The organism is Desulfosporosinus sp. SYSU MS00001 (genome assembly GCF_049943955.1).
Lineage (GTDB): Bacteria > Bacillota > Desulfitobacteriia > Desulfitobacteriales > Desulfitobacteriaceae > Desulfosporosinus.
Genome location: NZ_JBNFTW010000004.1, coordinates 367,247 through 391,748 on the forward strand (window position 1 = coordinate 367,247; position 24,502 = coordinate 391,748).

A 24,502-nucleotide genomic window follows, 5' to 3' on the forward strand; every position below is an offset into this window, starting at 1 on the left:
AAATAGGTCATGTCATACAGCAAAAGTGACAAGCTTCTCTCCCAATAATTGGTAAAATACTCACGTACCAAGAAAAAAGAAATAAGGAGGGAAGAGACCAATGAGGCCAATGGATAAGAAGCGGATAGCGACTGTTGCGGGAACGCTGGTTCTGGCAGGCGCTGTTGTTGCCGCCGGGGTTTATGGACCCAGTGTGTGGAAAGTATTTCGGCAACAAAGCGCGGCATCAGACCAAGTAGTTATTCAGAACCCAGTAGTTGACAACACCAATACTCCTGGCAACAACACGGCCGCCAGTGGCACAGGCTCAGGTACAGGGACGGGAACCGGAACCGGAACTGGATCTGGGGCTGGCACGTCGTTGCCTGACGGTGCGGCAACACCCGGTAAAGCCACGCCAACCGTAATTGCTCCCAGTACGATTAACACGCCTGCTCAGGGCGACACAGGTTCCAAAAATAAATATAAGGAACCGGATACGGCCCAAATCGACTTGGCGCCATCGGTTGCAGCTTATTTCGGAGACAGCGCTTTAAGCAATGATGCCAAAACGTTAGCGTTTGGCACCGCGTGGAACATCCATCAATACGTGGATGGCTATCTGTATGGACCGGCAGCAGGTCCTCAAATGAACGAACAGGATATCAAAAAGTACATCATCTTCCACAAAACTCTTTGGGACAAGCAACTTAAAAATGAGCCCAATGCAAGCAAAGCAGCAGTGTTCACGAACTACTTCGACCTTCTGCTAAATACGGGGATTGACGCCTTTGATGCGAAAGATAAGGCTCGCATTGAGCAATTCCATCAGGGAGTTCATGACTTGGATAGTCATATCTTTCGCGATGACACAAATTCTAAAATCTACGGGGCAACGCCGTTTGCAACCAAACGGAACTAATTCGAGGTTTTGTTGAGTAGTATTAACAGAAGGGGTATGCAGCTTAGTCGCAGCAAGTAAAATGGTAAGGAATGCGCAGAATTATTTCCATGGTGTAAACGGCAATAGGTATCTTGCATAGATTATTTTTTAAAAGACATAAGGGTAAAGCATGTTGAGATGACGCATGGAAAACCTGATTTTAAAATAGAATTTCGCTGCCTAAAGGGATGATCTTAGAGGAAATTTCATTGACCCTTAGACAACTGAATAAATAACTTGATTCAGTAGACTGTGACCTTGTTCGACAAGGTTGAAAACTAATTAAGTTGTTGCAAGATAAACTACCCATAGCAATTGAATAAATCGCAAGGCCTGCCCGAGTGGACAGGCCTTGCGATTTATTTAACTAAATAATGACGCATAAATGTCTAAAATTCTTATTCACTGGTCATGATACTAGTAAAAATCCAGTTGAAGGAGATTTTGGTCTTTATGCGTAAAATGAATTACCTAATAGGCGGGCTGACGTTAGGTGTGGGAGTTTTGGTAGGGACAATTGGAATGTCTTTGGTTACAAATTCCAGTTCGGCTGCCTCCTTTATTAACAAGCTGCGGGGGCAAGAAAATGTTCATACAGTTTCGGTTCCAGTTGCTGATTCAAGTCAAGTCCCGCAAACTAACAATACAGAGACGGATACCTCCGTAAATAACCCGACTTCGGATCAAACATCGGGAGACTCTTCGGCTCCAGGTCAGAGCGACTCAAGTTTAAGCGCTAACACAGCAGCTCAAAACGGAGTCAGCCAAGGACAGGCAAAAGGGACCTCCGTCCCCGAGGCTTCAAAGAATCAAATAATAGCCGATTATAAACAAGATATTGGGACGTTTTTTGATGCCTGGAAGTCGGTGGATATTGACACCTTCCGCTTAAAGCTTGCCAAGGCCTATTCCGGAGAGATATTTGAAAAACATGCACGGCATGCCGAGGAATTCCTGGTTCAGGGCATAGGTTTGGACGTTACCTCCATTAACTTTGATCGGGTCGATGTAGAAAGTGCTGATGCCAATACAGCAACTTTGCGGGTAGACTACCGCTACACTGCCAGGGATTACAACATCACTGAGAGTGTTCCCGTTGGGGAAGAACATGAACAGAACGTACATGTTCGCGTGAATCTGATGAAACTGAATTCACATTGGATGATTACCGGTGAGAGCTCCATCAGTAATTAACGCCACGCAAGATGCTCCGCTTCCATCAGCTAGGTTTACTTACAAACCTGCTGGCTGCTAAGCGGAGCATTGCTATTGTAAGCAACAGCCAACCTTGTAATAACTGCTAATGTGTTATCCGGCTTTACCTGAATGAATTCACGGCCGGCGTTCTTTAACGTGCAGAAACAGTTAGTCTATGATAAACTATCTTCAATTCTGTTAATTAAAAAAAGAACAAGGGAGGCCGAAGGGAAAGGTGGGAACCGACTTAACCCAGGAAACGAAACATCTTGAATGGGCCGATATTTTAAAAGGCCTGGGAATTTTGACGGTTGTCTGGGGACACGCGGGAAGTAAAGTTTCCTTCTACATGTTTTGGTTTCATATGCCCTTATTTTTTTGGATCAGCGGCTATCTATACAGCTTTAAACCTATGTCTAAAGGCACTCAGTATGTCCGGCGCAAAGCAAAGCACCTTTTAGTCCCCTATGTGTTTTATCTTGTCCTTTTGACTGTGCCCGTTCTTGCCTTTAATGTCTGGAGAGGTTATTCGGTGCTGGAATTTTGGCATCAGAATTGGGAGGCTCTTTTACTGGGAGGCAGCCTTTTAGGAGGAATTTATGCCACCTTTTGGTTTCCTACAGTTTTGCTCGTTGTTCAGGTTGTTTATGATGGTCTCTGCCGTAAGCTTTCTTCACCCTTGGTGAGAGGAGTGATAATCATAGTGTGCCTTTTGTTGGCTTATGGCGAATCTCGGTATCTGCCTAACAGTTTTGTGCCTTGGAATTTAGATGTCGGCCTCTACGCCATTGTGTTTTATGCTTTCGGACATTTTATGAGGCAAAGAAAGCTTCTGGAAGATCCGAAAATACGGCGAATGGCTTTTGGGATTTCCTGGATCATAGTTTTAGGCTTTATTTATTTATATGCTCACCATATCCTGGACTATGGCCTGGATATGAAACACCGCCAATACTATTATTTTGGAACAAATCTTCTGCTTCCGGCAGCGTTTATCCTGCTTTTCGTTCAATTGAGCATGTTCCTTGAACACATTCAGGGTTTGAAACAGGGATTAAGCTATATTGGGGAAGCATCTATGGTGATTATGTATTTGCATCCCGGTGCTGCTGCTTTTGCTCGCCGCTTCCTGGCCATTACACCTCTGCGTTTTTTTGTTATTGGGACGATTGTTCCCCTGTTCTTTTATCAGGTTATACAGCATGCCCCTTACGGACGCTATTTTGCTCTGGGTGAGACTCATAAGGCGAATAAGCATAACCTGACGGATTTTTGTAATCTTCCCAACAAATCAGTATAATTATAATAGTTAACTCGTTCAGCTAGAGCTGAACCTTGCATATAGTTGCCTGCTGTACCGAAACGATAAGAGCAGATAAACGAGTAACTATACTAAAAGAGGAAACGTAGAGATTCATGAAAAATCAAGGGGCTCAAGCCAAGACGAAAAAAATCGCAGAAATTAACGTTCTTAGGGGATTCAGCATTTTAGCGGTTTTAGCAATTCATACGACAGGCTACTTTACAAAAGTTCAGCCTTATAAAACCTTAGCTCTCTTAGGTATCTGGACGGATGTTTTTTCGCAATTTGCCGTTCCTTTATTTATTGCGATTTCCGGTTTCGTTTTAGCTAAAAATTATCGCCGGAATTTTGCTGTAAGCAAGTTTTACGTTAAAAGGGCACGTTCTATACTCCCCCAATATGTGATTTTCTCGGTCTTATATACGGCGTTTAATCATTGGCAGGAAATGCAGAACAGTTCGCTGCCGGCTGATCTTAAGCGAATTGCTGAAAGCATTTGGCATTCCGATGCATCTTATCATTTGTGGTTTTTTGCCATTATTATTGAGTTGTATATTGCATATCCTTTGATTATCAAAGGATATGATTTTTGCAAAGCACGCAGTAAATCAGAATACTTTCTCGCGGGAACGCTCGTTATTCAAGTCCTTTGGATGGTGGGGACCCATACCGCATATGCCAATGTCATTAAGGTTAATGGAATTGCTTACCTCTTCTATTTCGCGATTGGAATTTATTCCTTTGACCATTTCGCTCAATTAAGAACGTTCCCTAAGAGTCTGACGCCAATTTGGGGAACGATGTCCCTGATTTTAACCTTTGGAGCCAGTTTTTTTATTGTCATAGGTTTAACCACCGGTCATACCTATGATGAAATTCCGCCCTATTTCACAACGGGTTCGGAGCTGGTTTATCCGGTTTTGAGACTGGTAACCTTTCTTTTTTTATGGAACCTGGCCGGCAGTCTGGCTCTGGGTAAGAATCTTTGGGCAAAGGTCATGACGAAACTCGGGGATTATTCCTTTGGGATCTATCTCATTCATCTCTTTTTTAATCAAACAACGATTAAAATTCTAAACAGCCATCAGATTGGCCCCAATCAGTGGATTTTTTATCCAATTGTCTTTACCGTAACCTTAATATTAAGTTATGCAGGAGTTCGCATCATCAGCTATTTGCCTTTTAGTTATTACTTAATCGGTTTCAGTCAACCAAAAGTGGATAAGCATTAAGCCGGAAAAAAATACTAAGAGGGTGTAGAATGACGGGATGTTTGAGTTGTAAAAGAATATAAGTTGTAGTAAACTTTAGAACGATAAAGATTCATCGCTTTTTGTACTGTCAGAAAGTATAATTTCGTTGTATACTTTCCTCCTGGGTAAGTGCAACTAAGGCTGCCGCCTGCGTCAGTCGAGTTTTCTTTAGGTATATCAGAAGGGGCTGAACTAAGTGTTATTTCGCAAACGTACATTAATTCTTATGCTGATTGATGCTCTGTTAATCAACATAGCAGCCTTTAGCAGTTTTTATTTGCGTTTTGAGATCTTTGGGCATATTCCGTCGGAATACTATCAAACCTATTACCATACAGCCGCAGCGGCTACGATCTTGTATATTGCTGTTTTTTACATATTTGGCCTGTATAACAGGCTTTGGCAATATGCCAGCACCGGAGAGCTGCTTTCCATTATCTTTGCGGTAACCGTTGGAACAGGCGGTACAGTCGCAGTTGTTTATTACTATAGTGTTGTTTTGGCAAGATTTCCCTTGAGAATGCCCAACTCCGCTGCCATTTTGCTCTGGCTGGTCATGGTTATTTTAATTGGCGGTTCGCGCTTCATTTGGCGAATAGTGCAGGAGAATGTCTTTGACCGACACGTTCCGGGTTCCCAAAAACAAGTGCTTATCGTAGGAGCAGGGGATGCTGGGGTTTTAGCTGCCAGAGAATTGAAAAACCGCAACTACCGCGATGGACGTCCGGTCGGCTTTATCGACGACGACCGCGAGAAACAAAAGCTCCAACTGCTGGGGATTCCTGTTTTAGGAACGCGTAAAGATATTACCCGTGTCGTCAAAGGTCATAATATTGATGAAGTTATTATTGCTATGCCTTCAGCCTCAGGCGACTCCGTCCGCGAGATTGTGCAAATTTGCGAAAAGTCCGGTGTTGATTTGAAAATCATGCCGGGTGTATATGACGTCATCAGCGGAGATATTAATATCAAACCCATTCGGCAGATTCAAGTTGAAGATTTATTGGGCCGTGATCCTGTTTCCGTGGATTTAGAAGAGGTGGCAGGCTATGTTTCCGGCGAGACGGTATTTATTACCGGTGCGGGAGGTTCCATCGGGTCGGAAATTTCCCGACAGGTTGCTAAGTTTAATCCGGGCAAACTGGTGCTGATTGGGCATGGAGAAAACAGTATTTTTGATATTGAACAGGAACTTCGCTCTGACCGGCCAGGTATTGATTACGTTACTGAAATTTTGGATATTAAAGACCGGGAAAAGGTATTCCTGGTGTTTAACCGGTATAAGCCGGGGGTTGTCTTTCATGCTGCAGCCCATAAGCATGTCCCTCTAATGGAACGGAATCCGGAAGAAGCCCTGAAAAATAATGTACTGGGTACTCAGAATTTGGCAGAAGCTGCCGATGAATTTAAAGTTAAAACCTTTGTCTCCATATCTACGGATAAGGCGGTCAACCCTACCAGTATTATGGGAGCAACCAAGAGGACCGTTGAATTAATGATTCAGAATTTAGACCGCAGGTCGCAGACGAAATTTGTGGCGGTACGTTTCGGCAATGTTTTAGGAAGCAGTGGCAGTGTTATTCCGACCTTTAAGAAACAAATTGCCAAAGGAGGCCCTGTCACCGTAACTCACCCGGAAATGGTCCGTTACTTTATGACCATCCCGGAAGCGACCCAGTTAGTGATCCAAGCCGGAGCTATGGCTCAGGGCGGAGAGATCTTTATTTTGGATATGGGACAACCGGTTAAAATTTTAGACTTAGCTAAAGACTTGATTCGGCTTTCAGGTTTTGAGCCTGATGTCGATATTAAGATACAATTCACAGGGATTCGGCCGGGAGAAAAACTCTACGAGGAATTATTGACAGCGGAGGAAGGCATCACGTCTACGAAACACAGTCGAATATTTGTCGCAAAGCCAAGCTTTATTGATGTGAGTGTTTTGGAAGAACTTACGCATATAGTTCGCGAGCGGGGCAGTTCTTTGACACGTGATGAAGTGATCTCCTTGTTGCAGACTGTCATTCCGACCTTTCGCAAGAAGAACACTAACGCTGTAGCCAAATAAGGAGGAATTGAGTCATTATGGTGACCGTAAAAAATGTGATTACTAGTGAGGATGTTATTGCCAAGGCCCTCAAAGAAAAGATTCTAAAACACGAAGCTCGTATCGGGGTCATGGGTTTGGGATATGTAGGTCTCCCCCTGGCTGTTGAAAAAAGTAAGGTCGGCTTCTCGGTAATTGGTTTTGACATTAATTCTGTTCGGGTTGATCGTGTTAATGCTGCTGATAATTACATCGGTGATGTTAAAGATCAGGATCTGAAAGATATGGTGGGAAAAGGCTTATTAACTGCCACTACGGATTTCTCCCGTTTGGCTGAATGTGATGTCGTGATCATTTGTGTTCCTACACCTTTAACTATCACACGAGATCCGGATATTTCCTACATCGCCTCTTCTTCAGAAAAGATTGCTCAATACATTCGTCCAGGACAATTAATTACTTTGGAAAGCACCACCTATCCCGGTACAACCGAGGAAGTCATTTTACCTCTTTTGGAAAAGTCAGGGCTTAAAGTGGGAAAAGACTTTTTCTTGGCCTTCTCGCCGGAACGGGTTGACCCAGGCAATAAACGCTTCAGTACGAAAAACACCTCTAAAGTCGTTGGGGGCATGACTCCTATTTGCTTAGAGATTGCTTATGCGCTTTATATGCAAACCATCACGAACGTTGTTCCCGTCTCTTCCCCTGCAGCAGCTGAGCTGACTAAGGTCTTCGAGAATACCTATCGGGCCGTCAACATTGCCATGGTCAACGAGCTGATGATGCTTTGTGACCGCATGGGGATTGATATTTGGGAAGTGGTAGAAGCTGCCGGAACGAAACCCTTTGGGATTCAAACCTTTTATCCCGGCCCCGGTGTGGGCGGCCACTGTATTCCTATTGATCCTTTCTATCTTACCTGGAAGGCTCGGGAGTACGATTTCCATACGCGGTTTATTGAATTGGCCGGGGAAATTAACGTCGAGGTATCATACTATGTTGTTAATAAGCTGGTCAGAGCCCTCAATAGCGAAAATAAGAGCTTAAAAGATGCCAAAATTCTTGTTTTAGGCGTAGCCTATAAGAAGGATATTGACGATGTCCGTGAATCTCCGGCTTTAAAGATCATGGAGCTGCTGCGCAAACAGGGAGCTAATATCACCTACCATGATCCCTATATTCCGGTGATTGAACCCCATGGCGGAAGTACAGTGCACTTGGAGAGCGTACCTTTGACAGATGAAGTGTTGTCAGATGCCGACGGAGTTCTGATCTTAACCGATCATAGCGTGGTGGATTATGCCCGGGTGGCAGAAAAGGCGAAACTGGTCGTGGATACCCGCAATGCTACAAAAGAAGTCCAGGAGAATCGGGACAAAATCGCCAAAATATAAGGTTGCTGTGCCAGAAACCGGTGGAGAAACGGAAACCTGACTGAAATACGTGCTTAAGGGGAATCTTCATGATTCCCCTTAAACCTGTATATCGTGATAGTTATTTTTTACCAGAAGCCTATAAATTAAATAAAGATCTCAATTCTGACAAACAATAGTCTGGAATTTAGAGGTTTGTTAGAGGTTTAGATGAAGTGAATTTGTTCAGCTAAAGCTGAACATCGGGTCTTCGGTGACGAAAGTGTCCTGTGGACACTTTCGCCGAAAGCGCTAGCCCATAACAAATGCTATCGCGCTGAAGGATGAAACAAGGTATAAGTTTGGCCTAAATACGCTAAAAGTTGTTCCGTTAGATAAATTTTAAAGAAAAGAGATGTGGATTGATGAGCGAAGAAAAGAAAATCCGCTTTGCTATTATTGGCTGCGGAAGAATTGCTCCTAAACATGCAGAATCTATCGTGGCCTTACCTGAAGCAGAATTAGTGGCTGTGTGTGATATAGTACCTGAACATGCCCAAAACTTCGCGGATAAATATGGGGCAGAGCCTTATACAGATTATCAGGAAATGCTTAAGAGACAGGATATTGACGTTGTGACGATTGCCACTCCCAGCGGTTTGCATGCCGAAATCGGAATTGCCGCTGCTGAAGCTGGAAAACATGTCATGGTGGAAAAACCTATGGCCATGACGTTGAAGACCGCTGACGCTTTGATTGCTGCCTGCCAAAAAGCCGGCGTTAAATTAGCGGTTATTCACCAAAACCGTTTCAATGCTTCGATCAAACTTGTGCGTAAAGCTTTAGAAGATGGACGTTTCGGCAAATTGACCCATGGACAAGCTACTGTGCGCTGGAACCGCAATGACAATTACTACCTCCAGGCTCCCTGGCGTGGAACAAAGCTTCAAGACGGCGGAGTTCTTATGAATCAATCAATCCATAACATCGACTTACTGCAGTGGATGTTCGGCCCTGTAGATTCCGTTTTTGGATATACGTCAACCTTTTTGCGTAACATTGAAATGGAAGACATGGGCGCAGCCGTGATTAAGTTTAAGAACGGTGCCATCGGTATCATTGAAGCCGCTTCGACCATTTATCCCAAGAACATTGAAGAGACCATCAATGTTTTCGGAGAGACGGGGTCCGTTATTGTGGGTGGAATTGCAGTTAACCGCATTGAAGTTTGGGAATTCCCGGAAAGCGAAGACGAGAAGAAACAAATCTTTGCCAGTCAGGAAGTTGACCCGCCTACCGTTTATGGCTTCGGACACAGGGAACTTATCTTGGATATGATTCACGCTATTCGTGAAGACCGTGTTCCGGCTATACCCGGAGAGGAAGGGCGAAAAGCTCTGGAAATTATTCTAGCCATTTATAAATGCCAAGAAACAAAACAGCCCGTTGTGTTTCCACTCATAGAAAACTGAAAAAGGAGAAAAGTCTATGTCTCAAAACAACGTGCCGCGGCAGATTGCCCTGAGTGCCGTAGTGCCCTCAAGCGCAGCGATTGGGCCGTTTTGTGTGATTGGCGAAAATGTTATACTAGGCGAAAATGTGGTTCTGGGAGTCGGTTGTGTTCTCGCTGATGGGGCAATTGTAGGTGCTGGAAGTGAACTCGGAAACTACGTGACCCTTGGACCGGGAGCAAAACTGGGGCTTCGTTCCCGGGTTGGAGACCACACTACGATATATCAGCAGACTCAGCTCGGTGATGAAGGCTTTATTGGCAGCAGCTCTTCCATCGGACGTTTGCCCAAAGCCGCTGCGACCAGTACGGTTAAAACCCAGGCAGATCTCCCCTCCCTTAAAATGGGCAATGGTTATACTATCGGCTGTTCAGCAGTTCTCTATGCAGGAACAACTTACTCAGACAAAGCGTTTATCGGCGACGGAGCAATAGTCCGGGAGCGATGTTCGGTAGGTCAAAATGTCGTGATTGGCAGCGGGGTCGTCGTCGAAAATGATACTAAGATCGGCTCTTTTACCAAGATACAGACAGGTTCCTACATAACAGCCTATATGGAAATTGAGGAACGGGTATTTATCGCTCCCATGGTTACGACAACCAATGATAACTATATGGGACGCACGGAAAAGCGTTTCAAATCGATAAAAGGTGCGACGATTCAAAAAGGTGCCAGAATTGGCGGCGCGTCCATCCTTTTGCCGGGAGTGAACGTTGCTCCCGAAACCTTTGTGGCAGCAGGAGCCCTGGTTACGAAAGATACCACAGCCAAACGTGTTGTTAAAGGTTTCCCGGCAAGAGAGATTCGAGAAGTTCCAGAGGAGGAGCTCTTGCCCTAAACAGTAACAATAGGGTCGCAGCCTTAGTAAAAGGTTAGGCAACAAGGAGGAAAAAGATGTTCTGGAACACAGGAGTTACACGTACGAACTCAAACAAATTGCTGCTTATTCTGGCAATCATGTTATCCGCTATGCTCTTGCCCTCAATAGAAATCCGCTCCAGTTTACCCCGTCTGCGTCTGGATGACGTTTTGATATTTGGGGTATTTGCCCTCAATATCATTCTTTGGTTAATCCACCGCACACCTTCAGAGTATGACCTCGGATTGTCTTATCACGAGGAGAAGTCTCGAGGGATAAGGGCCATTACCACTGCTTTTTTGCTCTTATTGGGAGCGATGATCATCTCCAATATATTTGCCCTTATTTTTTTGAAGACACCTTTTGGTCTGCGGGATGCCATGGAAGGAGTTACCCTGGCGAAATACTATCTGGCTGCCACTCTGGCCATTTCCCTGGATTTGCAGGACGGGGAATTCAGTCTTTTGCGTAATACCTTTCTTGTGAGTTTTGGCTTCATAATTCTTCTGTCCTGGGGGCAGTTCTTAAATATTGCCAATGTCAATGCCTGGCTGACGCCGTTCTTTGCCCAGTCACATCTGGACAATCTCGTGAACGCCAATCCTCCCCGGGTTTTAGGGACCTTTGATAACCCTAATGTTATGGGAATCTTCTCTGTCATTACGTTGACAATCTTTGTTGCGTTTTTTTATTTTCGCAACAATGAACGCTCGAAAACAATTTTTCTTTTTGTTGCCGTCGGATTGACCATCAAACTGATCTTTATGACAATTTCCCGCACCGCTCTTTTGGGAACAGCCTTTGTCCTCACGTTGTTAAGCCTCTGGGCTTTGTTTAAACATCGCTGGAAAAAGGACATGCTTATAAAGGTAGGGGCATTGTTCGTTTTAACCTTACTCATCTTCTTTACTTCCCCGCGCGGTTTTACGACGCGAATTAACGAAGCAACGAATTTTGACACCAGCACTTCAGCTCAGGGCCATCTTCTGCGAGCAGGGAATGCCTTTGGGTATATTAAGGAATCGCCCATTTTAGGCTGGGGTACAGCTAAAACGACTATGACGACGCTGGTTGATGATGAGTATGCGTTAATTACCCGGCGCTATGGTGTGATTGGCTTAGCCATGTATCTTTGGCTTTTTCTCCGTCCTCTCAAAGCCGCTTTTGGAAAGGCCAGACGTTTTGATTTCTCAAATTCTGATCAAGGCTTAAGAGAAACAAAAACGCTGCTCAGCATCGCTTACGTGGCTGCGACAGGAGCAATCTTTATTTACAATATTACTGCCGGGATATTTTACAATCTTCAATTAATGACTTTTTTTGCCTTATTTATGGGTTTGATTTATAGGATAGAAGGGGAAAACGATTGAAAGTCTGCATATTAACCACGGCCCATTCTCCTTTTGATGAGCGAATTTTTCATAAGGAAGCCCGCAGCTTAGCTGAGGCAGGTTACGAAGTGGTCATTGCTGCACCTTATACCACCTCAATGGTTAAGGACGGGATTAGGATTCAGGCCGTGCCGCCCTTATCCTCCAGGTCAGACCGAATTTGGCGGTTGAGATCTTTATACCAAACGGCGCTGCGGGAAAAGGCGGATATCTATCACTTCCATGATCCGGATTTGATTCCCGTAGGCTTGCGGCTGAGCCGGAAACATCGGAAGCCGGTCATTTATGATGTTCATGAATATTACGGCGACAGTCTTCTCACACGTTATTGGCTGCCGAAACCCCTGCGTAAATTTGTGGCTAAAACTGTGGATCGGGTTGAAAAACGGGCGGCACGTTCGTTTGCCGGTATTATTACGGTGAACAATCATATGGCAGAGCTTTTTAAGCGGGAAAACCCCGAGGGAGAGATCCTGCATAATTATCCGCTGCAACGGCAATTCCAATTTTCCCGGCCGGAAGGCAGTAAACCACCGGTCATCTTATATCTCGGCGGAATCAATCGGGAAAGAGGCTTGGAGATTATATTAAGGGCGATGCCTTTAGTCCGTGAAAAGCATCCCGAAGCCGTCTGCGAATTAGTGGGGCCGGCAGAAACTGAAGATCTGGGGCCGGACTTTTCTGATCTTAATCCCTGGTTAGAGCGGGGAAACGTTCACCTGCGGGGCAAGGTGCCTTACGAGCAGGTCCCGGGAATCCTGGCTCAGAGTTCCATAGCCTTGGTTCCCTTGCTGCCCACCTTAAATTACCGGAAAGCAATTCCTGTCAAGCTCTTGGAATACATGGCCGCCGGACTGCCTGTAGCAGGCTCGCGTTTCGGCTATATTGAAGAGATTATTGAGAAAAACCGCTGTGGGCTGCTCTGTAAACCCGGTGATCCGGAGAGTCTGGCCCAAGCGATATGTACATTCATTGAAAATCCCGCAGAATCCTTAACCTATGCCCAAAATGGCTGGGATGCCTTTCAGCGCGAGTATACCTGGGAGAAAGAACAAAACAAACTGATCAGACTTTATGAGAGAATTTTGTCTGCGAGGAAGCTGTAAGATGCGTGTTTTAATCTTGTCTCACATGTACCCGAATTCTGTATCCCCTTTAGGAGGGATTTTTGTCCGCCAACAAGCTGCCGCCTTGACTCAATCAGGCGCAGAGGTAAGGGTGGTGGCTCCGGTACCATGGGTGCCGGCTTTTATGTCCGGACGGGGAAAATGGGGAGGTTATCCCGCAGTTCCTTTCATGGAGGAACCTGATGGATTTCCTGTTTTTCATCCTCGTGTTCTGGAATTTCCTCGTTCCTTGTTTTTTGAGTATTATCCGCAAACCTTTGCCCTAGGGCTGCAGCAGGCAGTTGCCGAACAAATCAGGCAAGGTGTAGACGTGATTCATGCTCACGTGGCTCATCCCGACGGAGCAGCCGCTTTAAAATTCGGACAGAAGTACCATCTTCCTGTTGTCGTTACGATTCATGGCCAGGACTTTGCCTATACGTTGCAGCGGAGCCGAGTCTGCGCAGACAGTGTGAAAAAGACCCTCAAAGGGGCCTCCCAGGTGATCCTGGTCAGTCAGAAGCTTAAAACTCAGTACAGTTTGGAAACATGGGCAGATAATTTAGCAAAGTATCAGGTCATCTACAATGGCGTTGATCTGGAGGATGTCGTTCCAAGTCCTGACGCTAAGGAAAGGCATGCTGAAATGTATGGTTCAGATTGCGATACTAAAATCGGCCACCGCCGCTGCCTTTTAAGTGTCGGCTTCTTGCGCCCTGATAAAGGCCATGCTGTGGTCTTGCAGGCCCTGCCGGAGCTGATTCGGGAATTTCCTGACTTAGAATACCGGATTGCGGGTGATGGGTCGGAACGTCAGGAGTTAGAGGCTCTCACCGAGGAATTAGGCCTGAGAGACCATGTCGTTTTCTTAGGGAGCCTGCCCCATTCTGAGGCTATGGGTGAGATGGCCAGATGCGATGTTTTCATATTACCAAGCTGGAAAGAAGCCTTTGGAGTCGTTTATCTTGAAGCCATGGCTCATGGAAAGCCGATTATAGGTACTCAAGGTGAGGGGATTGCCGAAATTTTAGATCACAATGACGTGGGCAAAGCCGTTCCCCCTAAGGATGTTCAAGCGATTGTTGCTGCAGTGCAGGAGCTTTTCAGAGATCCTCAGCGGCGAAAGGAAATGGGAATTCGGGGGAGAGCGCTTGTGACTCGTGAATTTACCTGGCGCTCCAATGCTCAGAAAACTCTCGCAGTCTATGAAAAGGCCAGAGAAAGTTTTTGATTAATGGTTGAATAGAAAGGTGAACCTGAGTGGAACTTCGTTTAGTTCTTAAGAATGCTGCCGCCTTAAGCCTGGCAAGTGTACTTTCAAAAGCTATTACTGCTGTTGTGGCCATTGCCGTTACCCGTTATTTGGGACCGGACATCTATGGGGAGTATAATGCTGCCCTGGCCTTTGTAAGTACGTTTATCCTTTTTGTAGATTTTGGCCTGAGCAACTATATGGTTCAGGAAGGCTCCTGCGATGAGAGTGTTTTGCCCCTTTATTTGGGAAACACTTTGGCATTTAAGACATTTACCTCACTGGCTATTTACGCACTCATGCTTATTCTGATGCCTGCCAAATTTAGTTTAGCGACCAGGGACATGGTTATTGTTTTTGGGGTGGCCAGTGCGCTAAATGCCTTAGACAGTTCGGTTTACAACTATTTTCAGGCTAAGCAGCAAATGTATTATGCAGCACTGTACCAATTTTTATCGACGTTTCTCATCGGCTTACTGACAATCCTGGTGGTTTTAGGCAAAGGGAAAGTTGTGATGATTACCTTTGCTCAACTGGCCGCGACTCTGATCATTTCAATCTTGCTTTATATTCACCTGAGAAGAAGTATTCGCCTTAAGTTTAATGGACAGCTTCTGGTTAAGATGCTGAGAAAGGGCTTGCCCTTTGGAGCTGCGGCTATTTTTTTATATGTCTATTTCCAAATTGACATGTTCATGCTTACCTTAATGCGTACTAACCGGGAAATAGGGATTTATTCAGCGTCCTATCGCTTGATCGCCGTACTCTTATTTATCCCGGGCATTTTGACCAGTGTGATTTATCCCATCTTGTTCCAGCTCGGGGTAGAGAGCCGCGATAAACACAGGGAAACCATCGAAAAAATCTTTAAGGTCCTCAGCGCCGTGGGGATTCCGGGCAGTGTGCTGCTGTTTGTTTTAGCCAACCCTTTATTATCCTGGCTTTACAGTCACCGCTACCAGGAATCAATTCCTATTATGATGATACTTTGCTGGTTTTTCGCCCTTGAATGTCTGAGCTTCTCTTTAGGTGATGTTTTAACGACAACCAACCGGCAATGGACCAGGGCCTGGATTCAGGGCGGGGCAGCACTTCTAAATATCGGGATCAACCTTTACGCAATTCCCCGTTACGGTATTTACGGCGCCAGTGTGGCGACACTGATTACAGAGCTGTATGTCTTTGTCATGTATTACGGAGTTGTCAGGTTAAAAGTCTATAACATACGCATTTGGCGGCAGCTGCCGGTTATCGTTTTGGCGTCCGCAGTCATGGCGGCAGTCGCTCATTTCCTGCGTTATCTCCATCCCTTGCTTTCAGGAGGAATTGCCGGGATTGTTTATCTTGCAGTTTTGATCAGTCTGGATCGTGACTTTCAACGTATTGGCGGCTATGTTTGGCGTCGGGCCAAACGAGTCTCATGAAACGAGATACAACGGAGACACTAAAAAATTGCAAGCCGAATAAAAACGGGACTCACGTTGAGATGGATATTCAGATATTGTTTGACTTATTTGGATTCGAAGAAGTCTTTAAGTCGTTTAAGAAATTAGTATCAAACTAGAATTGAGGTAAGAACTGATATGAAAATAATTACCGTCCTCGGTGCCCGGCCCCAGTTTATTAAAGCGGCGCCTCTTTCCGAGGCTTTGCGGAAGAACCATGTCGAGAAAATTGTTCACACTGGACAACATTACGATTACCAGATGTCGGATGTGTTTTTTGAAGAATTAGGCATTCCCAAACCGGACTATTTTCTGGGGGTAGGCTCCAAACAGCACGGAGCTCAGACCGGGGAAATGTTAACTAAAGTGGAAGAAGTCTTACTGAAAGAAAAACCAGATTGGGTTTTGGTGTATGGGGATACGAATTCGACCTTAGCCGGAGCTTTGGCAGCAGCCAAACTTCATATTCCCATTGCTCATGTTGAGGCCGGGCTGCGTAGTTATAATCGGCAAATGCCCGAAGAGATCAATCGTGTCCTGACAGACCATCTGTCGGCCTTGCTTTTTTGCCCCACAGACCGGGCTGTGGAAAATCTGGCTCAGGAAGGGTTAACTGAAGGAGTCGTACGCACTGGAGATGTCATGGCAGATGCTCTCTATTATCACGCCCGGAGGGCGGAAGATCGCCAGCTGGGAGAAAATCTGCGCTATCCGGAGAAATCGTATCTTCTGGCTACGGTTCACCGGGCCGAAAATACGGATAACCCCCAGCGCTTGCAAGGGATTGTAGAAGCCTTCGCCAGCATTGAGGGACAGATTGTTCTTCCCCTTCACCCCCGTACGAAAAAGCTTCTTCAGGACCATAAAATCTCTCTTCCCGAAAATGTTAAACTGATTGAGCCCGTGGGCTATTTAGAAATGATCCTTTTGGAAAAAGGAGCAGAGCTCATTCTCACAGATTCAGGGGGAGTTCAGAAGGAAGCCTACCTCTGGCGGGTGCCCTGTGTAACCATGAGAAATGAAACGGAATGGGTAGAGACAGTGCAAATAGGCTGGAATACCCTCACAGGCGCTTCTGCCGATAAGATTGCGGCCGCAGTTGCAAGTTATCGCCAGAATCCCTTGCCCCCTTATCAAGAGAATCTCTATGGGAACGGCCGAGCCAGCGAAGAAATCGCAGCGGCTCTGGAAAAGCAAAGAAGGTGAGTTGGGTGAGCAGCCGTAACGAACTTGGAAAGATCGGGATTTTCGTAGCCGAGGAGTTGGAGAGAGTCTATCAGGAGCTGACCGCCCTGATGGGAATCCCCGCACCTGTATGGCTAAAGGCCCGGGACGGGCAAGGAGGGCCTAAGGCTGAGTCTGAGATAGAGACTGAGTCTGTGAGTGAAACTGAGACCGAGACTTTTTTTGCTTGTGATGTTGTTATCGTAGATGGTATTTCTCTGGAGGATTTTAAAGCAGCCGGAACGACGCCATTAGCAGGGACAAGCCCTTTAATTGTTGTCTGCGGACCAATTCAAGGAGAAAATCCCGGTCTTCGTCTGACGACTTTGCCTTTTAATCTTGGTCAGGAGGGAACACGCTTACTCATGGAGGGGCGGGACTATAGGGAAGCGGGAGTAGAGGAACCATCTCTCGATTTGATGCTTGAGACACTCCGCAGTGTTTTGCGCCAGGAAGTCAAAAATTATCTGGAACTTCCGCCGAAGCCCTGGGGCAATGCTTACATTATGACCCTTACTCACGATCTTGACATTTTAAGTCTCAGGGAAATGCCCGTCGCCCGTACGTTTTTAGGGTATTTTTACCGCAGTTCCCTTGTCAACTGGAAGCGTTGGCGATCCGGCAAGGTAACGACCCCGGAATTTCTCCAGACCCTTTGGGAAATGGTTCGCACCTTGGCGGCGAAACTTGGTATTGGCCGGGATGTCTGGCAGAGGGCCTTGCCGCTGCTCCTGGATTTGGAAAAACGCTTGAGCGTTCGCTCGAGTTTATATTTTATGCCTTTTCCGAGCAAACCCGGTCTGCTGCCGCAAGCCTTGCAAGACGGCAAAAACCAGGGTGAGGCTGAAGTGACCGCACCTGCCAATCGGGCCTCTTTTTATGATGCGGCTAAACATCGCAGAACGATAACCCGCGTGGAAGAAGAGGGTTGGGAATCCGGAGTCCATGGCATTGATTCCTGGCATTCGGCCCCGGCAGCCCGGGCAGAGTATAAGAGAATTTCTCAGCTGACGGGGCAGAAGGAACTGGGGGTTCGCATGCACTGGCTCTATTTTGAGACACCAGCATCTTTTCAGGCCATGGAAGAGGGCGGATTTTTATATGATGCGACCTTTGGCTATAATGAAGTTGTAGGTTTTCGAGCCGGAACGCTTCAGCCTTATCATCCCTTAAACTGCCAAACGCTTTGGGAACTACCCTTACACATCCAAGACGGGGCTCTTTTGGCTGAGGAACACCTTGATTTAAACCGGGAAGAGGCTTTTAAGCAAGCAAAACCGGTCTTGGCGTGGGCCAAGCGCTTCGGCGGAGCAGTCAGCTTGCTTTGGCACAATCAGAGTTTTACAGCGCCCCGTTTTTGGGGAGAAGTCTATGAACGTTTGATTGTTGAAGGGAAGCAGGATGGTGCTTGGATCGCCATTCCCCGCCAGGTGCTGAAATGGTTTTCCCTGAGACGGGAAGCTGAGGTAACCTTGACCAAGGAAGGGTCAAAATGGCAGGTTTTCTGTACTCAACCCGCAGGGGAAGCCTCTTATGGGCCAACAGATACTCCCCTGCCTCCTCTGCGAGTCCGGCTTTATCTTGATCCAGGCAGGATTAAGGAATGTTCTGTTGCTTATGAGGCAGGCGAAGGGTATATCGATATCCCGGCCCGGCCCCTGGTAACCTTAGAAGTGGAAGGAGATGAACTGGGGTGATGCTGGTTCTGCAATGGTGCTTTTTTCTTCTCAGTCTGGCCGTTGTCGTTTATTGCGGCTGGAAAAAACCAAGCGCTTTAATCTCCTTTTTGGTCGGAGCCGTTGCTTTAGATGTCTCCATTACTTGGTTTCCCCCTTTCGGGGGTATCGGTTCCCAAATTAACAGTCTAGCCCGACTTTTTACAGTAGGAATTATAGCGGTACTCCTCTGGTCTCTGTGGCGGGAACCTGAGAAACGCCGGGAATTAAAGAAGCTTTTGCAGCATCCTTTGACCATTGCCTTGCTGATTTATATCGCGGTCGGCGCTTTCAGCCTTGTCTACACGATCAGCAAAGCCGATACAATCATGGGTGTCATCAGGCTTCTGACCATGTTTTTACTGTTTTTGGGCGTTTACCTGCTGGCAGAAAAGAATACTGGTCTGCTCCCGCTGAAGGTTGTTCATTGGTTGGGAGTCGCTCTGGTTCCCCTGACAATCTATGAAGGTGCAACGAAGCATTTTCTGTGGCGAGGATATTTAGCCGAGGGAATGATCGCCCGAGTTAACGCGACCTTTGTCGATCCTAATATTTTTGCCCGTTATCTTGTGTTAGGAATTGTGGCCAATTTGCTGCTTCAATATATGTGCCGGGAGTCCCGCAAGCGGTTTCTCTACTTTGGAACACTCATAAGTTTATTAGGAGCCTTAGCCATTACCTTATCTCGCAGCGGTGTGGTGACCCTGGTGGTTGTTTTAGTTCTATTGTGTCTGCTTATTCCCCGCAAAGGAATACTTCAGCCTATTGGAGTGCTGGGGGTCGTCGGTGTCGTGATTATGATCCTCAGACCGACGGTTTGGGATCGCCTTTTGACCATCCGCAACGGCTTGGGGGCTTTAGATGCGCAGCGAGCCTACCTGATTAAGGTCTCTTTTGCCATGTTTCACGATCACCCCATCTTCGGGGTCGGTTTAGGCGGGTTTCAGAAATCCTTTTTAACGAATTACCCAAGTTATAAGACAGTTATCCCTTATGTGCAGGGGGTGACTCTCTCGCATACAACGATCTTGACCATTGCGGCGGAATTAGGTATAGTCGGACTGACAGCCTTGGCTATAGTATGGCTGGCTATTTTCCGAGACCTGTGGAAGCTGCGCAGGAGCAGACAAGTCGAAGCAAGTATAAGCAGTACAGGTGCAGGATTTAACGGTACTGATCATAATCAGGTAAACTACCTGTTGGGTGTCGGTTATTTTTTATGGATTGCTGCTGTCTTTATCAGTTCACAGTCCGAAGCACGGTTTTTTGAAGATCCAATGACCTGGATCAGCATGGGTATGATGGTTTACCTGTTGGTGGGTAAAGTTGGGAGTGAAAATAGACGTGAGTTTAACAATACAGCCAATTGAGCGTGAGGAATGGGACGATTTCCTGAAAGGAATGACTCAGGGATCGCTGTTCCACCGCTGGGAATGGCAGGATATTATCGAAATAGGTTTTGGCTTAAAGGTTAACAGGCTGGGCCTTTTCGATCAAGAAGGGGTCTTAAGAGGTTTGCTTCCTTTAGCTGAACGGAAGATGAGTCTCTTAAAGTTAGCCGGAAGTGCCTTGTCCGGTGCGGCTACCCCTCACGCAGGACCTTGGGGAGCGGTGACGCTGCAGGACGTACTCCCGGCCCTGGAAGATTATTTGATGAAGAAACATATTGATTATGTTGAGGTTAGGCTCCCGGATATGGCGGGAAAAGAGATTTTTGAAGAGCAGGGGTACACCATCGAAGAATTATTGACTCTGGATCTGGCGATGCCCAAGGATGAGGAAGCATTATGGGCCGGCCTGGAAGTGCGCTGCCGCAACGCAGTGCGCAAGGCGGAAAAATCCGGTGTCGAAATCTTTGAACCGGCGACTTTGGAAGAATGGCTGGACCCCTATTATGAACTTTCAGTTGGGGTTTATCGCCGCCAGGATAAAGAGCCGCCTTTCACCAAGGAATACTTTACAGCGCTATGGCAAAAACTATATCCGCCAGGAGATTTAGTCGTTTTGCTGGCTCGTTATGAGGGCAAAATTATCGCCGGAGGTATTTTTCCCCGGGACAAAAATGTCGCCTATTATTTAGACGGGGTATCCGATCGGGAATACAGTAAAGTGATGTCCAACAACCTTGTGCAGTGGGAATATCTCAAACGGGCCCAAGCCCTGGGGATTGAACTCTATGATATGGTAGGTGCCAACATTCCGAGCATAGCCAAATTTAAGAAAAGCTTTGGCAGCACAGAGCGCAAATATCTCTATGCCTACCGCAACCGGACCGTGGCGGCAAAACTCGGACGATCAGTATATGCCAAGCATAGTGACACGATTAAGAAAATCCTCAAACGCTCCTGATCGAGGCTCCCTTTGGCTGAGCAGGTGTGTCGTGTTAAAATGGAGTAAAACATTTACCAAGGAGTAAAAAGGAGCGGCGTTCCGATTGCGTATTTTAATGTTAACACAATATTTCCCGCCGGAGTCCGGGGCGGCACAGGTCAGACTTAAAGAAGTTGCCAAAGGACTGCAGGCCAACGGGCATCAAGTGACGGTGGTTACAGCCTTCCCCAACCATCCCAGCGGCATCATTCCCCCTGAATATCGAGGGCATTGGCGAATGAAGGATGAGGTCGATGGCATTCCCCTTTGGCGGACCTGGATTTATCCCGTTCAGCGGGGGCGTTTTTGGAAACGTCTGCTGAACTATTTTTCCTTCGTTTTTTCGTCCTTTTGGGGTCTAAGCAAAGCCGGAAAACAAGATATTTTGTTTTTCGAATCACCGCCCTTATTTCTGGGAATTACAGCCTTAATCTATGGTTGGTTTACTCGTACTAAGATTATTATGAATATCTCAGACCTCTGGCCGGAATCAGCGGTGGCCTTGGGGCTGGTCAACAGCCGCTGGATGATCAGCACCGCCGAATGGCTCGAAAAGCTGCTTTACCGTCGGTCCTGGAAAATATCCTGTCAGACGGAAGGAATACGTTCTTCGTTACTGGAACGAGGTGTACCCAGCCATAAAGTGACTTTTTTACCGAACGGGGTGAACTTGGATCTTTTTGCCCCGCGGGAACGGGATGAAGCACTGGCCGAAAAATTGGGAATGCAAAAGGAAGACTTTGTTCTTATCTACGCAGGGACAATGGGTTACGCTCAAGGGTTGGAATCCGTGATCAAAACGGCGGAGCTCCTCCGGGAGGAACCGGGGATTCGCTTTTTATTTGTTGGTGACGGCACGGAGAAACCTATGCTGGAAGGTTTAGTCAAGGAAAAAGGCTTAGAGAAGGTAAGCTTTGTTGATTTTCAGCCGGTTCAGGAAATGCCAAGATATTTTTCTCTGACTTCAGCAAGTATTGTTCCTCTAAAAAAGAATAAACTATTTGCAGGAGCACGTCCTTCGAAAATGTTTCCCGCCCTTGGTTCGGGAGTTCCGGTGATTTATTCCGGAGAAGGTGAAGCAGCTAATTTGGTGTTATCCTCCGGCGGAGGCGTTGTTGTCGAACCGGAAAACAGTGCTGAATTAGCCCGGACGATTCTGGAATTAAGACAGAATCCGCAGCGGCGGGAAATGGGGCAGCAAGGACGGAAGTTTGTACAAGAGCATTATGCCTGGGCGCAAATAATTGTTCACTGGCTTAAAGAGCTTGGCATATAAACGATACTTATGATATAAACAATAACTAAGCGGTTAACACTGTGGACTAGAATAACAAACAATAAGACTGGGACTAATGTTAAGAGTGGGATCATATTTGCCAAAGGTAGAAGTTGTTCTTCATTATTATAGAATTGATACTCTAGTGTTTGTCCTAGATCCAGTTTTTGATCCCTCACTTCTATAAGTGGGGGTGGGTCCTTCGTAAACTTCAGATGGGGTAGAGTCCTCCTTCGCCGCTAAGTATTTCCTATTGGGAAAGACGGCTCGGCAATAATGTCTACTGGACATTATTGTATCTGAAGCCCCGATGTTCAGCTTTAGCTGAACGAGTTCACTAGGAGGGAGACGTTACAATGAATCAGCGATCTTCGGCATCCGTAGAGAGCCTTAGGTTTACCTACCCCCAGTGGCAGCTTATTTTAAAACGGTTGTTAGATTTTGTGGTCGCTTTATTTCTCCTTGTACTTATATCGCCTTTTTGGCTTCTCATCGTCCTCTGGATACGGTCAGATTCCAAGGGACCGGCCATATTCACCCAGACCAGAGTGGGGCTGCATGGGAAACCTTATACAATTTACAAGTTTCGCACCATGGTTCAGAACGCCGACGCCCTAATCAAAGACAAGTTGGCCCAGGTCAAGGATCTCGAAGGATTCGTATTTCAGGAGAAAGACGACCCGCGAATTACGCGCAGCGGACGGTTTCTCAGAAAAACCAGTTTAGACGAGCTGCCTCAATTGCTGAACATTCTGCTGGGCAACATGAGTCTGGTCGGTCCGCGGCCGGAAGTTCCGGAAATCGCTAAACTTTATACGCCCCAGCAGCAGCAAAGGCTTAATGTCCTGCCCGGAGTCACGGGGCTTGCCCAAATCAACGGACGCAGTGAATTAACCTTAGGCGAAACCATGAACTACGACTTAGAGTACGTTCGGACTTGGAGTTTTTGGTTGGATTTAAAAATACTCTGGCAAACGGTTTTCGTAGTTTTCAGCGGGAAAGGTGCATACTAAGATCCTAAAATCCCGCATTTTTTATACCTACAAGAAGAAACGCTGTAAATACGCGATAAGAGAAACCACAGATTGACACAGATTTCACCTAAAGCTAAAGCCGGAACCAGGAGCTCACGAACAGTCGTACAGTTGCAAAACAGTACAGATTTGATGATTATATACGAAACAACTGAAAGGGGAGCAGCGAATGCCATTAGTTCGCTGCATCGCCTTTCTTTATTTTGCCATTTCTGGGATTGGGCTTTTAGGCCTTAAGAAGATACTCATAGAATCGTCACAAAAGGGACATTAAATGCTAAGAACTCCCTGTTATGATTTATATAGAATCCTTTCGGAAAAACAATAGACTATAGAGGAAGCTGCCTGATGCCAATAATCTATTATGTTTTAAAAGTTAACTTATGGTTACTTTTTCTTCTAATGGGCATGCTATTTCTTGAAAACAAGGTTAAATCTGTAAGCAAACGTAAGGAGTGTTTTGACCAGTGTTAAATAAAGAGCCTCAATATACGTTAGATACATCAGATATTGAGGTCGATATCTTAAGTCCTTATTATATTCCAGAAGTTGCTCAATTGTATGAGGAGGTTTTTAGTGATCATTTCTTAGGTCACATGGGTCAGGGATTTTTGAGACTCTTTTGTGCCCAATTCATGAATTCTCCCACAAACTATGGGTACGTGGCAAAAAACAAAGGCAGAATCATTGGCTTTGTCTTCGGGACAATCGATGGCCGGCCGTTTTCCCGCTTTTATCGCCAGAATTTCTGGAAGCTGGTCTTTTTAGTCATGGCGAGATACGTTAAAGATGATTACGTCCGTAAACATATCAAGAGCAGACGCAGCTATATTTCAGATGCTTTAAATTCCTTTTTCCGGCGGCGGCCCAGGAGAAGTAAACGTTCTCAGGAACGCAGCTTGTTCACGCCGGCAAGAATCCTGGCCATAGGGGTTGCTCCCAACTTTCGGGGCTTGGGTATTGCGAATCGATTAACCGGACATTTCTGTTCGCAAATGAAACAAGAGGGCATTAAGAAAGTTGGCCTTTCAACCTTACCCTGGAACGAGCGTGCCATTCGCTTCTACCAGAAAGATGGCTGGACTGTGGAAAAGAGCAGTGATTCCTCGGTAAGTTTTATGCGCTCAATTATTTAGAGCAAAATATTGGTTTGCTCGGTTCAGCTGAAGTTGAACATCGAGATTTCGAGGGGGCTCTGCCCCACAGGAAATAGTATGTAATACGGTGTATCGCCGCTACTTTTAG

19 protein-coding genes are annotated in these 24,502 nt (G+C 46.2%); all 19 read left to right on the forward strand.

What is annotated here, in order from left to right:
- Window positions 1-100: 100 nt before the first annotated feature.
- The 19 genes from ACPUYX_RS10355 to ACPUYX_RS10445 all read left to right on the forward strand — a co-directional run bounded on the left by ACPUYX_RS10355 (window position 101) and on the right by ACPUYX_RS10445 (window position 24,393).
- Window positions 101-901, forward strand: a complete 801-nt coding sequence (locus tag ACPUYX_RS10355) for a hypothetical protein (RefSeq protein WP_426379579.1) — start codon at window positions 101-103, stop codon at window positions 899-901.
- Window positions 902-1,375: 474 nt separating this feature from the next.
- Window positions 1,376-2,116 (forward strand): hypothetical protein, encoded by a 741-nt coding sequence (locus ACPUYX_RS10360; protein ID WP_426379580.1) that lies wholly within the window; start codon window positions 1,376-1,378, stop codon window positions 2,114-2,116.
- A gap of 238 nt (window positions 2,117-2,354) precedes the next feature.
- Entirely contained in the window at window positions 2,355-3,419 is a 1,065-nt protein-coding gene (locus tag ACPUYX_RS10365; RefSeq protein WP_426379581.1) for an acyltransferase family protein, read from the forward strand.
- A gap of 116 nt (window positions 3,420-3,535) precedes the next feature.
- Window positions 3,536-4,654: an acyltransferase gene (locus tag ACPUYX_RS10370; protein WP_426379582.1), complete on the forward strand. Its 1,119-nt coding sequence runs from the start codon at window positions 3,536-3,538 to the stop codon at window positions 4,652-4,654.
- A 217-nt stretch (window positions 4,655-4,871) separates the two neighbouring features.
- Window positions 4,872-6,743, forward strand: coding sequence for a polysaccharide biosynthesis protein (locus tag ACPUYX_RS10375; protein ID WP_426379583.1), 1,872 nt, complete (start codon window positions 4,872-4,874; stop codon window positions 6,741-6,743).
- A 17-nt stretch (window positions 6,744-6,760) separates the two neighbouring features.
- Window positions 6,761-8,116, forward strand: coding sequence for a nucleotide sugar dehydrogenase (locus ACPUYX_RS10380; protein WP_426379584.1), 1,356 nt, complete (start codon window positions 6,761-6,763; stop codon window positions 8,114-8,116).
- Between the two features lie 383 nt (window positions 8,117-8,499).
- A complete protein-coding gene (locus ACPUYX_RS10385) occupies window positions 8,500-9,546 on the forward strand; it encodes a Gfo/Idh/MocA family protein (RefSeq protein ID WP_426379585.1) in 1,047 nt (348 codons plus the stop codon).
- 16 nt (window positions 9,547-9,562) lie between these two features.
- Window positions 9,563-10,423, forward strand: coding sequence for an N-acetyltransferase (locus tag ACPUYX_RS10390; protein ID WP_426379586.1), 861 nt, complete (start codon window positions 9,563-9,565; stop codon window positions 10,421-10,423).
- Between the two features lie 56 nt (window positions 10,424-10,479).
- Complete coding sequence (locus tag ACPUYX_RS10395; protein ID WP_426379587.1) at window positions 10,480-11,814, forward strand: O-antigen ligase family protein; 1,335 nt, start codon at window positions 10,480-10,482, stop codon at window positions 11,812-11,814.
- Window positions 11,811-12,941 carry a glycosyltransferase family 4 protein gene (locus tag ACPUYX_RS10400; RefSeq protein WP_426379588.1) on the forward strand — a complete coding sequence of 377 codons (1,131 nt, stop codon included), beginning with the start codon at window positions 11,811-11,813 and terminating at the stop codon, window positions 12,939-12,941. Before ACPUYX_RS10395 ends, ACPUYX_RS10400 begins: the two co-directional genes overlap by 4 nt.
- A gap of 1 nt (window position 12,942) precedes the next feature.
- A complete protein-coding gene (locus ACPUYX_RS10405) occupies window positions 12,943-14,172 on the forward strand; it encodes a glycosyltransferase (RefSeq protein ID WP_426379589.1) in 1,230 nt (409 codons plus the stop codon).
- A 29-nt stretch (window positions 14,173-14,201) separates the two neighbouring features.
- The gene (locus ACPUYX_RS10410; RefSeq protein WP_426379590.1) at window positions 14,202-15,617 is read left to right on the forward strand and encodes a flippase; all 1,416 of its coding nucleotides are present in this window, start codon (window positions 14,202-14,204) and stop codon (window positions 15,615-15,617) included.
- 159 nt (window positions 15,618-15,776) lie between these two features.
- On the forward strand, window positions 15,777-16,844 hold the full coding sequence (wecB, locus tag ACPUYX_RS10415; protein ID WP_426379591.1) for a non-hydrolyzing UDP-N-acetylglucosamine 2-epimerase: 1,068 nt from the start codon (window positions 15,777-15,779) through the stop codon (window positions 16,842-16,844).
- Between the two features lie 5 nt (window positions 16,845-16,849).
- The gene (locus tag ACPUYX_RS10420) at window positions 16,850-18,559 is read left to right on the forward strand and encodes a hypothetical protein (protein ID WP_426379592.1); all 1,710 of its coding nucleotides are present in this window, start codon (window positions 16,850-16,852) and stop codon (window positions 18,557-18,559) included.
- Window positions 18,559-19,947: an O-antigen ligase family protein gene (locus ACPUYX_RS10425; RefSeq protein WP_426379619.1), complete on the forward strand. Its 1,389-nt coding sequence runs from the start codon at window positions 18,559-18,561 to the stop codon at window positions 19,945-19,947. The genes ACPUYX_RS10420 and ACPUYX_RS10425 overlap by 1 nt, the downstream gene beginning before the upstream one ends.
- Window positions 19,922-20,926: a lipid II:glycine glycyltransferase FemX gene (locus ACPUYX_RS10430; RefSeq protein WP_426379593.1), complete on the forward strand. Its 1,005-nt coding sequence runs from the start codon at window positions 19,922-19,924 to the stop codon at window positions 20,924-20,926. The genes ACPUYX_RS10425 and ACPUYX_RS10430 overlap by 26 nt, the downstream gene beginning before the upstream one ends.
- Before the next feature lie 85 nt (window positions 20,927-21,011).
- Complete coding sequence (locus ACPUYX_RS10435; protein ID WP_426379594.1) at window positions 21,012-22,223, forward strand: glycosyltransferase family 4 protein; 1,212 nt, start codon at window positions 21,012-21,014, stop codon at window positions 22,221-22,223.
- Between the two features lie 356 nt (window positions 22,224-22,579).
- Window positions 22,580-23,236, forward strand: a complete 657-nt coding sequence (locus ACPUYX_RS10440) for a sugar transferase (RefSeq protein ID WP_426379595.1) — start codon at window positions 22,580-22,582, stop codon at window positions 23,234-23,236.
- A gap of 488 nt (window positions 23,237-23,724) precedes the next feature.
- Window positions 23,725-24,393, forward strand: coding sequence for a GNAT family N-acetyltransferase (locus ACPUYX_RS10445; RefSeq protein WP_426379596.1), 669 nt, complete (start codon window positions 23,725-23,727; stop codon window positions 24,391-24,393).
- Window positions 24,394-24,502: the final 109 nt, after the last annotated feature.